The following is a 12,610-nucleotide window of genomic DNA, read 5'->3' as shown; positions in this document are numbered from 1 at the left end:
CTAATCTGGAAGACGAATCGTAAGTGTGAGCTGGATTACCGGCAGGAGTTGTAGACGAATGGCAGAGTCCGAGGCGGAGCAGGCGGCAGTGCCTTTGGACGATGTGGACCGGAACATCATCGCGGAGCTGACCCGGGACGGCAGGATGTCGGTGACCCAGGTGGCGGAAAACGTCCACATCTCCCGCGCCCACGCCTATACCCGGATTGCCCGGCTGACCGGCGAAGGGGTCCTGACCAAGTTCACGGCACTCGTGGACCCCATCAAGGCCGGCCTGAAGTCATCGGCCTACGTGACCCTCAAGGTCCGCCAGCATTCCTGGCGGGAACTGCGGGAGCTGCTGCGAGCCATCCCCGAGGTGCACCACATCGCACTCGTTGGCGGGGACTTCGACGTCATCTTGCTGGTGCGGGCCGTGGACAATGTCGATTTGCGCCGCGTCATCTTTGACCAGTTGCAGTCGATGCCCGGTGTGCTGGACACCCAGACCTTCCTGGTGTTTGAAGACGTGGATACACGGTAGGGCAATGCTTTTCCGTGCCGCTAGGGCTGCGAGCCGTAAATCGCGGACAGTTGCGTGGCAACTGCCTTGATACTGAACGTTGTTGCAAGTCCCTTATAGCCATTGGACACTAGGCTGTCTCGCAACTCCTGTTCGGTTAATATGCGCTGGACGGCGTCAGCCAAGCGCTCCGGCGTGCCGTCCGTGAGTTCAGCGGCCTTGAGTGACGCCAGTTGGGGAGCGATTCCCGAGTCATTTGTTGTCACTACGGGGGTCCCGGATGCAAGGGACTCCAGGACGGTCATGGGGAAAACCTCTGCCGTGCTGGGGAGCACGTAAACGCCAGCCTGGGCCAGACGATGGACAGCTTGGCCAGTCGGGAGGACTCCTTCATAGACCAATGCTTCCTCGAGAGAATGTTCCTTCACAAAAGCCCTGAGGAGCGGTAAGTCGCCTTCATCCGGTCCCACGACTACACAAGTCACGGCAGCACCACTGTCCACCAGAATCTTGCTCATCCGGGCAAAGCTCATAACTCGCTTTCTCGGGTGCAACCGCGCGAGAAATAAGACCTCGTTCGGCCTTCGCGCTAGTCCAGAGGCCGGTTTAAGGGCGACACCGTTGGCAATCCTCTCTACGACAACTGGCCCGCGAGCAACCTCCTTAAGACCAAGCTGTTCCCTCTCAGTCAGGGCAAGAACGCTACGCGCGTGCGACAGAACTGCTCCGGTGAGAAACCGATCCAGAAGCCGGGCTAGAAGCCGGCCGTCCGGCATAACCATGCCGTGTGTTTGAACCACTGGCCTGACGTGCCGAGAAACCGCCCGCGCTGCTGAAAGCGTGACGAGGTCGCGGGCGAGATGGATGTGAATCACTGCGCCGCTTCGGGCGCGGGTGGAGGCGGCTCGCGCCAGACCCGGCGCCCACAGACCGCTGAATCCCCGTGGCCAAATCCGGCGCACCTTGAACAGGCTGACCTTGACTCCTTCGGCATCGATGACGGCCTGGCCATCCCACCCGGCCAGGAGCTCAACATCGTGCCCCTGGCGGGCAAGCTCTGTGAGCTGCGCAAGGGCCACTGCGATAGGTCCGCCAAAAGCGCCATCTACAGAGACATAGGTAACTATATGAACGATCCTCATATCACCCCTTGCTTCGTTAGATTTTCAATCGAGCACCATTCTTGCATCTGCGAACACCACCGACTCCGCGTGACCATCCTGGGCTGCGGTAATTCCTCGAACCGAGCAACAACGCGGACGCCGCTGACAGCCGAACGAATGGGCGTCCGGCGCTCTTAACCGGCGTCATCTCGCGGGTAGATCTCCGCCAAAGACAAGTAGCCGGTACTCGCGCCGGGGACGTCGCACCATTCATAAAATCGTCCGCAACACGCATTTGCATTAGCGGCGGGCAGGGCGGCGCTGATGCAAAACCCACGGCAGTTCAAACCAGTATTTGGCGGTCTCAATGACAAGAATCACTATCGTCGGGCTTAATTACGCTCCGGAGCGGTCCGGCATTGCCCCGTACACCACAAGTTTGGCTAAAAACCTCGCCGCGGCCGGCCACCCGGTCAGTGTCGTTACCGGTTTTCCGCACTACCCCGAGTGGCAACGGCAACAAGGTTATGACGGCTGGCAAAAGACCGAGTCTCTTGATGGTGTCAAGATAAAAAGACTCCGTCATTACATTCCACGTAAGCCCACCGGTTTCCGGAGAATTCTGATGGAACTGACCTTCGGGATGCGGGTTGTGGGCGCCCGCTGGGACAGGCCTGATGTCATTATCCTCGTCAGTCCTGCTCTCATCTCCACAGGCCTCGCGGCCATCAGGGCCCGGCTTTCCAGGAAGAGGACTCCATGCCTTATCTGGGTCCAGGACCTGTACAGCCGGGGCGTCGTGGAAACAAGCATGGCAACTGGGCCGTTCGCGCGCCTTGCCATCCGGCTGGAGTCGGCGATCCTTGGCCGTGCGGACGGTGTGGTGGCGATTCATGAACGGTTCCGCGCCTACATCACCGGCACTCTGGGCATTTCAGAACGAGAAGTCCGCGTAATCCGGAACTGGACCCATCTCCCTCCGGCTCCGGCAACCGGACAGCAGGAACTTCGGAAAAGGCTCGGTTGGGAAAACAACGAGACGATCGTGCTCCACGCCGGAAACATGGGGAGAAAACAGGGACTGGAGAACGTCGTCGCGGCCGCCCGCCTCGCGGAAGCAGGCAACAGCAGGGTGCGGTTCGTCCTGATGGGAGATGGCAATCAGCGGGCGGCCCTGGAGTTGGCAGCCGAAGGAATGCGCAACATAACGTTCGTTGACTCACTTCCTGACGCAGAGTTTCAAACAGCGCTCACCGCCGCTGACGTCCTTCTGGTGAACGAACTCCCCGGCGTCAAGGAAATGTCAGTACCGAGCAAACTCACTTCCTACTTCAATGCCGGCGTGCCGGTCCTCGCCGCGACGGATCGGAATAGCGTTACCGCCGAGGAGATCGCATCCGCAAAAGCCGGGCTACGTGTCGACGCGGATAATCCGGCGGCGTTGGTCGCGGCAGCCGAAGCACTCGGCTCCGACAAGAACTTCTCTAGGGAACTAGGGGAAAACGGCCTCAAGTTCCGGCAGCTGACACTGTCTGAAGCGACGGCGATGGCCAAATACGATGATTTCATTCAAGGCTTTGCACCGGCGGGAAGCCTAAAGCCCGCGGACTTTATTCTTTCGAACATATGGGGGGCAAAATGACTAAGCGCGCGCTTATCACCGGCATCACGGGCCAAGATGGCTCTTATCTTGCAGAACTGCTCCTGACCAAGGGGTATGAGGTGCATGGCCTGATCCGCCGGGCATCGACTTTCAACACCGCCAGGGTCAATCATCTCTACGTGGATCCGCACGATCCAACGGCCAGGCTCTTCCTCCATTACGGCGACCTGAGCGACGGCGCGCGGCTCGTCACGCTGTTGGCCAAAATCAAGCCCGACGAGGTCTACAACCTGGCCGCCCAGTCCCACGTCCGCGTTTCGTTTGATGAACCCGAGCACACGGCCGATACAACCGGAGTGGGCACCGTACGCCTCCTGGAGGCTGTACGGATGTCAGGCATAGAAACGAAGTTCTATCAGGCGTCCTCGTCCGAGATGTTCGGGGCCACACCTCCTCCCCAGCACGAGGAGACTCCCTTTTATCCGCGGTCACCCTATGGTGCGGCCAAGGTCTACAGCTACTGGATCACCAAGAACTACCGCGAGGCCTATGGCATGTTCGCGGTAAATGGCATCCTCTTCAACCACGAGTCTCCCCGCCGCGGCGAAACTTTTGTCACCCGCAAGATCACCCGTGCCGTGGCCGCCATCAAGGCCGGCAGGCAGGACTTGCTGTACATGGGAAACCTCGACGCCGTCCGTGACTGGGGCTACGCCGCGGAGTATGTCGAGGGCATGTGGCGGATGCTTCAGGCCGACGAGCCGGAGGACTTCGTGCTCGCTACCGGCGGCAACTACACGGTCCGGGACTTCCTGCAGTTTTCCTTCGACCATGCGGGCCTGAATTGGGAGAATCACGTCCGGTTCGACGAACGGTACCTCCGGCCTACCGAAGTTGATGCCTTGATCGGCAACGCCTCCAAAGCCCAGGAAAAACTCGGGTGGAAGGCCGCCGTCCACACGCCAGAACTGGCCCGCATTATGGTGGACGCCGATATCGAAGCTCTGAAGCATGCGGGTGACAGCTGGATCGACAGCGTCGACCTCGAGAGCTGGAAAGACTAGTGGGTGCGGAGGTGGATTTCGAACCCGCCCCCCTGGACCGTTCGTCGACGTTCTATGTGGCGGGCCACCGGGGGCTTGCCGGCTCGGCTATCTGGCGGAATCTCGAGGACGAAGGGTTCACGAACCTGATCGGACGCACCTCGGAGGAGCTGGACCTGAAGAACCGCACCGATGTGTTTGGCTTCTTCGCCGCCGCCCGGCCCCGCTACGTGGTCCTCGCCGCAGCCAAGGTGGGCGGAATCCTGGCCAACAACACCTACCCGGTCGATTTTCTCAGCGACAACCTCCGTATCCAGGTGAATGTCCTGGACGCTGCGCGCGAGCATGGGGTTGAGAGGCTGCTGTTTCTGGGATCGTCCTGCATCTACCCCAAGTTTGCCGAGCAGCCCATTCGGGAAGAGTCTTTGCTGACCGGCCACCTTGAGCCCACCAATGATGCCTATGCCATAGCAAAAATTGCCGGCATCATGCATGTCCAGGCAATGCGGCGCCAGTATTCACTCCCGTGGATCTCGGCGATGCCAACGAACCTGTACGGTCCGGGGGACAACTTCTCCCGGGAGGGCTCCCACGTTCTGCCCGCCCTGATCCGCCGCTTCGAGGAGGCGGCCGCGACTGGAGCCAGCAGCGTCACCAACTGGGGGACGGGCGCCCCGCGGCGCGAATTCCTGCAAGTGGACGATCTGGCGTCAGCCTGCCTGCATCTCCTGGAGCATTATGACGGTGCGGCCCAGGTGAATGTGGGGACAGGGTCCGACGTCACGATCAAGGAGTTGGCCTCAATTGTGGCGGAGGCGGTTGGCTACGACGGACAGATTTCCTGGGATGAAACCAAACCCGATGGCACTCCGCAGAAGCTGTTGGATGTCTCCAAGCTCGCAGGGGCCGGCTGGTCAGCGCGAATCAGCTTGGCCGACGGCGTCAAGAGCACCGTCGAGTGGTACCGGGCAAACAGCGATCGCATCCGGGCCTGACGGTCGCAGCGCGGCTGTCCCGATATTCAGCCCTTGAAAACCGGCGGCCGCTTCTCCTGGAAGGCGCGGAAACCCTCGGCGTAGTCCTCGCTCTTGCACAGGCGCGCCTGCTCGGCGTTCTCCTCTTCCATGGCTTCCCACAGGCCCAGGCGCTGGTCCCGGATATGCGCCACGAGGTCCTTGCTGGCGTTGAACGCGCCGGTTGCGCCGGCGGCCACGGTGGCCACGATGGCACGGGTGTTCTCCAGCAGAGCGGCCGCCGGCATGGCCCGGCTGAACAGCCCCTGCGCCACGGCCTCGGCGCCGCTCATGAGCTCGGCGGTGTAGATCAGGTCCAGGGTCCGGTGCATGCCGAGGCGTTCGGTGAAGTACCAGTGGCCGCCGGAATCCAGCGTGGCGCCGAGTTTTGCGAACGGCGAACCGAACTTTGCGTTCTCCGCCACGTAGACCACATCGGTGGCCAGCAGCAGCCCGAGCCCCACTCCGAGGCAGGCGCCCTGCGCCGCCGCGAAGGTGGGGGCGGGGAAGGCGCTCATCTTCTTCAGCAGCGGCTGGACGAGGCCGCCAAGGTAGGCCTGCGCGTCGTCGCTCTCCGGCGTCACCCCGGCGATATCCCGGCCCGCGCAGAAGGCCCGGCCCTCGCCGCGGAGCAGCAGCGCCCTGACCTCGCCGCGCGAGGCGGCGGCAGCGGCGTCGTCGTACGCCTGTGCCAGATCCGCCAGCGCCTGCTCGTCCAGCGAGTTCAGCTTGTACGGCGCATCGAGCACGACCTCGGCGATGCCGCCGGCGATGGAGAGGGAAATCATGGCGCTCCTCGTTGGAGTGGGACAGTTGGAGTGGGACAGGGTGGGGAGACAGGCTAGACGTCGAAGTCGACGGTGACTTCCGGCGACGTCGGGTGGGACTGGCAGGTCAGGACGTAGCCCTTGTCCAGTTCATCCTGTTCCAGCGCGTAGTTCTCGTCCATCGTGACCGTGCCGGTGACCAGCTTCGCACGGCACGTGCCGCAGACGCCGCCGGCACAGGCGAAGGGCACGTCGGGCCGGACGCGGAGGGCGGCGTTGAGGATGGATTCGCGGGCGTGCGTGGGGCTGGCCACCTCGCCCTGCAGCCCGTCCAGCTTGAAGGTGATCTTGTACGTCTCCTTGGATTCGTCCGCGATCACGGGGCGGCCGATGTTGCCCTCCGGGCGGTCCGGCTTGCCCGAAGTGAACAGCTCAAAGCGGATATGTTCGGGCTGGACGCCGCGCGCCGCCAGGGTGTCGCGGCACAGCTGGACGAGCTCGAATGGCCCGCACAGGAACCATTCGTCGACGTCGTCGGCGTGGATGGCGGTGCCCAGCAGGGCCTGCAGCTTCTCGGCGTCGATCCGGCCGCTGAGCAGCGGCGCGATCCGCTGTTCGCGGGAGAGGACATGGTGCAGCGCGAGCCGGGCCGGGTACTTGTCCTTGAGGTCCGCGAGTTCCTCGAGGAACATGACGTCCATGGCGGCCTTGTTGGCGTAGACCAGGTCGAAACGGGTTTCCGGGTGCGCGGCGAGCAGGGTGCGGGCGATGGCGATCACGGGGGTGATGCCGGAACCGGCGGCGATGGCCACGAAGGAGCCAGGCTCCCCCGCCAGCTCCTGCGGGTGGTTCATCGAGTTCATGACATTCTGCTCCACCGGCTTGCCGTCCCGGCCGTGCTTGGAGACGAAGGCGCCCATCGGACTCATGACGTCCAGCACGTCGCCGGCCTGGAGATCGGCGTTGGCCCAGGTGGAGAACAGGCCGCCCAGGTCCTTCTTGATGGCGACCCGGATCTCGCTGCTGCCGTCCGCGAAGCTGCGCGGTTCGGCGCAGATGGAGTAGCTGCGGCGGACCTCGTGCGGCTCGCCGCTCTCGTCCGGCAGGGTGGCGCGCAGGGCTACGTACTGGCCCGGGAGGTAGTCGAACTGCCCGGCCAGCTCCGCCGGAACCCCGAACGTTACCTCGATGGCGTCCTCGGTGAGCCGGCGGGCTTCCGCCACCGTCAGGGTGTGGAAGGACGCACGACGGCGGCCGGTGGCGGCGGCCGATTCGGCTGCGGTCTGGCGGACAACGGGCATGGGAGCACCTGTTCCTTACAAAACTTTGAAGTAGTCGAACGGTTCCTTGCAGTCCTGGCAGACATACAGCGCCTTGCAGGACGTGGAACCGAAGCGGGTGAGTTCCCTGGTGTTCAACGATGAACACTGCGGACATTTGACGGCGAGGGACAGCCGGACCGGCCCGGCGTGCCGCACGGCGTTGGAGTGGCCCGAAGGCGGGGCGATGCCGTATTCCTGCAGCTTGGCCTTGCCGGCCTCGCTCATCCAGTCCGTGGTCCACGCCGGCGAGAGCACCAGCTCAACACGGACGATCGGGTAGCCTGCGCGGGCGAACTCGGTCGTGAGGTCATCGCGGATGGCGTCCATGGCGGGGCAGCCGGAGTAGGTCGGCGTGATGGTGACCTGGACGGCCGGGACCATTCCGCCGTCGTCGAACAATTTGACGTCGCGCAGGATCCCCAGGTCCGCAATGGTGAGGACCGGGATTTCCGGATCGCAGACGGTGGCGGCGAGGTCCCAGGCTTTCTGCTCCGGAGATCTCTGGGCGGCGGCGCGGTCGCTGGCGGCAGCAGCGGTGGGGTGGCTGACGTACATGGTCACCAGCTGGCTCCGGGGTGCTCGCGGGCGAGCACCTGCATTTCGGCGAGAAGATAGCCCAGGTGCTCGGAGTGCAAACCGCGGCGGCCGCCGCCGGGTGCGGGCTGGACCTGCGGGATGTCCAGTTCCGCTTCGGCGAGGATCTCTCCGGTCAGGCGGTCGAAGTCGGCCCGCAGGCTGGAGGGCTCGACGGCGGCACCGGACCCGCTGAGGCGGCCGGTGAGCTCGTCATCGCGGAACAGTTCGTCCACATACGGCCAGATGCCCTTGAAGGCACGGATCATCCGCTGCCGGGATTCGTCCGTGCCGAGGGCCAGGCGCAGGACCCACTGGGCACTGTGGTCGCGGTGGTAGTCCACCTCCTTGACGGCCTTGGCGGCGATGCCGGCGATGGTGGGGTCGGTGGACTCTGCCAGCCGGCGGTACAGCTCGAACTGGTAGAAGCTGACCACGAACTGCCGGGCGATGGTGACAGCGAAGTCGCCGTTGGGGAGCTCGAAGATCTGGACCGAGCGGAATTCGGGTTCACGGCGGAAGTAGGCGAGGTCATCCTCGCTCTTGCCGGAAAAACCGCCGGCGTAGCTGAGGAAGGAGCGGGCGTGTCCCAGCTGGTCCAGGGCGATGTTGCCCAGGGCGACGTCCTCCTCGAGCTCGGGTGCGCGGGAGATCCAGTGGCCCAGGCGCTGCGCCAGGATCAGGGCGTCATCGCCCAGGCGCAGGGCAAACTCGGCGACGTCTTCGCTCGGCTTCGCGGTGCCGCGGCTGACGGCCAGGGCGATGTCCTCGGGACGGAGGGCATTGCCCGGCGTGATGCGGGTGGCGCTGGCTGCGCTGTCCCCGCCGGCGCCGGCCACGCCGACGGAAATGTCCCCATGGCCGCCGGATTCTGCTGCTTTTTCTGCCGTCACTGCAGCTTCAGGTGCGGTGCTCACAGGTGCTTCACGCCCTCACTCTTGGTGTAGTACGTGGCGTGGCGGTAGTCCTTGCCCTGGGGCGACTCGAAGAACGAGCCTTTGGAGTCGGGATCGCTGGCGGCGATAGCGTCCGCCGGGACCACCCAGATGGACACGCCTTCGTTGCGCCGGGTGTAGAGGTCACGGGCGTTGCGAAGGGCCATGGCGGCGTCCGGGGCGTGCAGGGACCCGGCGTGGACGTGGGAGAGACCGCGGCTGGAGCGGACGAAAACCTCCCAGATCGGCCATACGTTGCCTGCCGGAGATTCGGGGGTCGGCGACTCGTTCATGCTGCGGATTCCTTCTCGGCTTGCTTGCGGCTCTGTTTTGCGGCATAGGCCGCCGCGGCTTCGCGCACCCAGGCGCCGTTCTCGTGTGCTTCGCGGCGCCGTTCCAGGCGCTGGGCATTGCAGGGGCCGCGGCCGGCCAGGACTTCGTGGAATTCGTCCCAGTCCAGGGGACCGTGCTCCCATTTCTTGGATTCCTCGTTGAAGCGGATGTCCTTGTCCGGCAGCGTGAGTTCCAGGACCTTGACCTGCTCCATCATCATGCCGACGAAGCGGTTGCGCAGTTCGTCGTTGCCGAAGCGCTTGATGTTCCAGGCCATGGACTGCTTGGAGTTGGGTGAGTCATCGTCCGGCGGGCCGAACATCATCAGGGCCGGCGCGTACCAGCGGTTCACCGCGTCCTGGGCCATTTGCTTCTGTTCCGGGGTGCCGTGGGAAAGTTCCAGCAGGATCTCGAAGCCCTGCCGCTGGTGGAAGGATTCCTCCTTGCAGACCCGGACCATGGCCCGGCCGTAGGGGCCGAAGGAGGCGCGGCAGAGCGGCACCTGGTTGGCGATCGCGGCGCCGTCGACCATCCAGCCGATGGCGCCCATGTCCGCCCAGGTCCGTGCGGGGTAGTTGAAGATGGAGGAGTACTTGGCCTTGCCGTCCATCAGGTCCTGCATCATCGCGTCGCGCGGCTGGCCGAGGGTCTCGGCCGCGGAGTACAGGTACAGGCCGTGGCCGGCCTCGTCCTGGACCTTGGCCATCAGGATGGCCTTGCGCTTGAGGCTCGGGGCGCGGGAGATCCAGTTGGCTTCCGGCTGCATGCCGATGATCTCCGAGTGCGCGTGCTGGGAGATCTGCCGCAGCAGGGTCTTGCGGTAGGCAGGCGGCATCCAGTCGCGGGGTTCGATGCGGGAATCGTCCGCCATGACCTTGTCGAAGTAGGCCTGGCCCTCCGCGTCCCGCCGGGTCGCATCTTCGAGGCTCTGTTCGTGCCGTGCCGGCGATGGCTCGGCGGGCACTGACTGCAGGGTCTGCGATGCCATGGTTGCTCCTATGCATTTCCGATAAATAATTACCGACCGTTCGTTCAGGATATGCGGAAGGCCGGAGGTGCGTCAAGCACAGCGCCGCGGCCGGTCGCACCGAATTCCATGTTTGCCGGAGTCCCTGGTGGTAGCCTCTGGAACACACCGCCGACTGCAGCGGGCGCCAATACGGCATTTTCAGAGCCCAGGCTGCACCGACCAATAGGACCCCGCATGCCGAATCCGTTCGAAGCAGATCGCGAAGTTGCACCCGAGCGCGGATCACTGCATGCGCCCGCCCGGCGTGACCACGGCCACGTGGCCGCCAAGAGCCTCGGCGACGGAAACTAGGAACTGTGGAAACCCCCTCAAGTGTCCGGATCCTCACGGTCTGCACCGGAAACATCTGCCGTTCCCCCGTCGCCGAGCGGATCCTCCAGGCCGGGTTCGAATCCGTCAGGTCCGGTACCTTTCGCATCCGAAGTGCCGGAACCCGGGCCATGGCCGGCGCCCCGGTCCAGCCCCCCTCGGCCCGGATCATTGAAAGCTACGGGGGAAGGCCGGACGGCTTTGTGGCACGCCAGCTGACGCTGGGGATGCTGCGCGACACGGACCTCGTCCTCACCATGGAAGCGAGCCACCGCAGCGACGTGGTCCGGTTGGATCCCTCCGCGCTCAAGCGGACCTTCACCATCCGCGAATTCGCCCGCATGCTCAAGCTCCTGGAGCAGCGGGATTCCGGCCCGGCGCCGGATGCCGCCCTGCCTGCGTGGTGGAAGGCGCTTCCCGCCCGGGCCGCCGCCGTGCGCCACCTCGCCCTGGTGAACGACGCCGCCGACAATGACGTGGCGGACCCCTACCGGCGGGGTCCGGAGGCCTACCAGCGGATGGAGGACGAGCTGGCGCCGGCGGTCCTCACCATCCTCCGCTTCGCCAGGCGGACCGCACCGGCGGGGGTGTGACGTGAACGGGTCCGCAGCGGACGGGACGTCAACGGGCGGGTCTGCGGCTGCCGCCGGACGGCGACGCCGGCGCCCCCTCGTCATTGCCGGAGCCGCCCTGCTGGTGCTCGCCGTCGTCGTCGCCGCGTACGTCCTGTCCCGGCCGCGGAACGAGACTCCGGCCGAGACCGCCCCTCCTGCTGAGACCTCTGCGCCGGCGCCCACGGCCACGCCCACACCGACGCCAACCACCACTCCGGAACCTCCCGCCGTCGCCCTGAACATTCTGCTCGTGGGCAGCGACAGCCGGGTGAACGCCCGCGCGGAGGCCGCCGCCGGGGCCGCCTCCGACCAGCGCGGCGACGCCCTCGTGTTCATCCACCTCCCGGCGGACCGGCAGAGCATCTATGGCATCTCCATCATGCGAGACCTCTGGGTGGACATCCCCGGGCACGGCGCCGCGAAGGTCAACGCCGGACTTGAACTGGGCGGCCTGCCGTTGATAACGCAGACGGTGGAGTCCTTGCTCGGCCAGCACATCGATCACACGGTGATGCTGGACTTCCAGGGGTTCGCTGCGCTGACCGATGCCCTCGGCGGGGTCGACGTCGACATCAAGCAGTCCTTCACCGGCACAGTCGATGACTTCGTGTATTTCCCGGCGGGGGTGAACAGGCTCAACGGGCTGCAGGCGCTGGCCTTTGTCCGCGAGCGCCATGCCTTCCCCGACGGCGACTACCAGCGGGTCCGGAACCAGCAGACCTTCCTGAAGGCCGTGATGGCCAAATTGGCGGCCGAAGGCGGCCTCGCGGACCGCGATACCGTCCGGCAACTCGTCAAAACGGTGCTGCCGCATGTCACGCTGGACGCAAGCTTCACCCTGGAGTCGTTGGAGAACCTCGCCTACAGCCTCCGCAGCACGGTCCCCGGGCGCGGGGTGTTCTTCACGCTTCCGACGGCGGGCATCGGCACCAGCCGGGACGGCCAGTCGATCGTCCTGCAGGACCCCGCCGCCGTCGAGGAGATCAAGGCGGCACTCAGTGAGGACAGACTCGGAGACTATGCCGCGGCCAAGAGTCTCGGAAACGGAAACTAGGAGCGACGCGCCGGCGTTACCGGCCCTCCTCACCCCGCCGGTAACATCCGCCGCTCCCCGTCGCCGAACGCCTGGCGCGGGCTTCCGGCGCCGTCGGCCGCTCATGATCCTTGCCCACCGCTTGGCAACAAGCTGCAACTAATTGCCAGCAGATTCCCAGCTTCGGATAGTGGGACGACGCTGCCCTGCAGGATCGGGCGTAATGCTCCTCCTGTTGCCGATGCCGCCCGCAATGACCGCGGATGTCACCGGCGGAGGTTGCACCCGGCAGCGCCGCCCTCGATTCAAGGAGAACGAGCAAATGAGTTTTTCATCAAGACGCGCGAGCCTGCGCCGTTCATCATTGTTGGCCGCCGCTGTGATCATCCCCCTGACCGCCGTGTTGTCGACAGCTGCCATTGCGGCTCCG

The 12,610-nt window shown here is 64.9% G+C and carries 13 protein-coding genes; 6 read left to right on the top strand and 7 right to left on the bottom strand.

The window, feature by feature from the left end; translation table 11 throughout:
• The first annotated feature begins 58 nt into the window (after positions 1–58).
• A complete protein-coding gene (locus tag ABIB26_RS14655; RefSeq protein WP_354244436.1) occupies positions 59–523 on the top strand; it encodes an Lrp/AsnC family transcriptional regulator in 465 nt (154 codons plus the stop codon).
• Between the two features lie 20 nt (positions 524–543).
• On the opposite strand, the gene ABIB26_RS14650 is transcribed toward ABIB26_RS14655, so the two are convergent.
• Positions 544–1,644, bottom strand: a complete 1,101-nt coding sequence (locus ABIB26_RS14650; protein ID WP_354244434.1) for a glycosyltransferase — start codon at positions 1,642–1,644, stop codon at positions 544–546.
• A gap of 328 nt (positions 1,645–1,972) precedes the next feature.
• Between ABIB26_RS14650 and ABIB26_RS14645 the strand changes: the two genes are divergently transcribed.
• Genes ABIB26_RS14645 through ABIB26_RS14635 form a run of 3 tightly spaced genes read left to right on the top strand, consistent with a single transcriptional unit; the run spans position 1,973 to position 5,246 of the window.
• The gene (locus tag ABIB26_RS14645) at positions 1,973–3,247 is read left to right on the top strand and encodes a glycosyltransferase family 4 protein (RefSeq protein ID WP_354244431.1); all 1,275 of its coding nucleotides are present in this window, start codon (positions 1,973–1,975) and stop codon (positions 3,245–3,247) included.
• Complete coding sequence (gene gmd, locus ABIB26_RS14640) at positions 3,244–4,272, top strand: GDP-mannose 4,6-dehydratase (protein ID WP_354244428.1); 1,029 nt, start codon at positions 3,244–3,246, stop codon at positions 4,270–4,272. Before ABIB26_RS14645 ends, gmd begins: the two co-directional genes overlap by 4 nt.
• Before the next feature lie 11 nt (positions 4,273–4,283).
• Positions 4,284–5,246 carry a GDP-L-fucose synthase family protein gene (locus ABIB26_RS14635; protein WP_502913676.1) on the top strand — a complete coding sequence of 321 codons (963 nt, stop codon included), beginning with the start codon at positions 4,284–4,286 and terminating at the stop codon, positions 5,244–5,246.
• A gap of 26 nt (positions 5,247–5,272) precedes the next feature.
• Here the strand turns inward: ABIB26_RS14635 and ABIB26_RS14630 are convergent, their stop codons facing one another.
• Genes ABIB26_RS14630 through paaA form a run of 6 tightly spaced genes read right to left on the bottom strand, consistent with a single transcriptional unit; the run spans position 5,273 to position 10,182 of the window.
• Complete coding sequence (locus ABIB26_RS14630; protein WP_354244423.1) at positions 5,273–6,052, bottom strand: enoyl-CoA hydratase/isomerase family protein; 780 nt, start codon at positions 6,050–6,052, stop codon at positions 5,273–5,275.
• 53 nt (positions 6,053–6,105) lie between these two features.
• Complete coding sequence (gene paaE / locus ABIB26_RS14625) at positions 6,106–7,332, bottom strand: 1,2-phenylacetyl-CoA epoxidase subunit PaaE (RefSeq protein ID WP_354244420.1); 1,227 nt, start codon at positions 7,330–7,332, stop codon at positions 6,106–6,108.
• A gap of 15 nt (positions 7,333–7,347) precedes the next feature.
• The gene (gene paaD / locus ABIB26_RS14620) at positions 7,348–7,908 is read right to left on the bottom strand and encodes a 1,2-phenylacetyl-CoA epoxidase subunit PaaD (RefSeq protein ID WP_354244488.1); all 561 of its coding nucleotides are present in this window, start codon (positions 7,906–7,908) and stop codon (positions 7,348–7,350) included.
• Positions 7,909–7,910: 2 nt separating this feature from the next.
• Positions 7,911–8,843, bottom strand: coding sequence for a 1,2-phenylacetyl-CoA epoxidase subunit PaaC (paaC, locus tag ABIB26_RS14615; RefSeq protein ID WP_354244418.1), 933 nt, complete (start codon positions 8,841–8,843; stop codon positions 7,911–7,913).
• Positions 8,840–9,154 (bottom strand): 1,2-phenylacetyl-CoA epoxidase subunit PaaB, encoded by a 315-nt coding sequence (gene paaB, locus ABIB26_RS14610; RefSeq protein ID WP_354244415.1) that lies wholly within the window; start codon positions 9,152–9,154, stop codon positions 8,840–8,842. Before paaB ends, paaC begins: the two co-directional genes overlap by 4 nt.
• Positions 9,151–10,182: a 1,2-phenylacetyl-CoA epoxidase subunit PaaA gene (paaA, locus tag ABIB26_RS14605; RefSeq protein ID WP_354244413.1), complete on the bottom strand. Its 1,032-nt coding sequence runs from the start codon at positions 10,180–10,182 to the stop codon at positions 9,151–9,153. Before paaA ends, paaB begins: the two co-directional genes overlap by 4 nt.
• A gap of 338 nt (positions 10,183–10,520) precedes the next feature.
• On the opposite strand from paaA, the gene ABIB26_RS14600 reads away from it, so the two are divergent.
• Both ABIB26_RS14600 and ABIB26_RS14595 read left to right on the top strand, forming a co-directional pair.
• Complete coding sequence (locus ABIB26_RS14600; protein ID WP_354244411.1) at positions 10,521–11,126, top strand: arsenate reductase/protein-tyrosine-phosphatase family protein; 606 nt, start codon at positions 10,521–10,523, stop codon at positions 11,124–11,126.
• Between the two features lies 1 nt (position 11,127).
• Positions 11,128–12,201 carry an LCP family protein gene (locus tag ABIB26_RS14595; RefSeq protein WP_354244409.1) on the top strand — a complete coding sequence of 358 codons (1,074 nt, stop codon included), beginning with the start codon at positions 11,128–11,130 and terminating at the stop codon, positions 12,199–12,201.
• Positions 12,202–12,610: the final 409 nt, after the last annotated feature.

Source organism: Arthrobacter sp. UYEF20, assembly GCF_040546335.1.
Classification (GTDB): Bacteria; Actinomycetota; Actinomycetes; order Actinomycetales; family Micrococcaceae; genus Arthrobacter.
This window is presented reverse-complemented; position numbering and strand designations above follow the sequence as displayed.

Bases quoted from the DNA above. Each gene is read 5' to 3' on its own strand.
- ABIB26_RS14650 (WP_354244434.1), bottom strand. From the start codon at position 1,644: ATGAGGATCGTTCATATAGTTACCTATGTCTCTGTAGATGGCGCTTTT.
- paaE (WP_354244420.1), bottom strand. From the start codon at position 7,332: ATGCCCGTTGTCCGCCAGACCGCAGCCGAATCGGCCGCCGCCACCGGC.
- ABIB26_RS14645 (WP_354244431.1), top strand. From the start codon at position 1,973: ATGACAAGAATCACTATCGTCGGGCTTAATTACGCTCCGGAGCGGTCC.
- paaB (WP_354244415.1), bottom strand. From the start codon at position 9,154: ATGAACGAGTCGCCGACCCCCGAATCTCCGGCAGGCAACGTATGGCCG.
- ABIB26_RS14630 (WP_354244423.1), bottom strand. From the start codon at position 6,052: ATGATTTCCCTCTCCATCGCCGGCGGCATCGCCGAGGTCGTGCTCGAT.
- gmd (WP_354244428.1), top strand. From the start codon at position 3,244: ATGACTAAGCGCGCGCTTATCACCGGCATCACGGGCCAAGATGGCTCT.
- ABIB26_RS14655 (WP_354244436.1), top strand. From the start codon at position 59: ATGGCAGAGTCCGAGGCGGAGCAGGCGGCAGTGCCTTTGGACGATGTG.
- paaA (WP_354244413.1), bottom strand. From the start codon at position 10,182: ATGGCATCGCAGACCCTGCAGTCAGTGCCCGCCGAGCCATCGCCGGCA.
- paaD (WP_354244488.1), bottom strand. From the start codon at position 7,908: ATGTACGTCAGCCACCCCACCGCTGCTGCCGCCAGCGACCGCGCCGCC.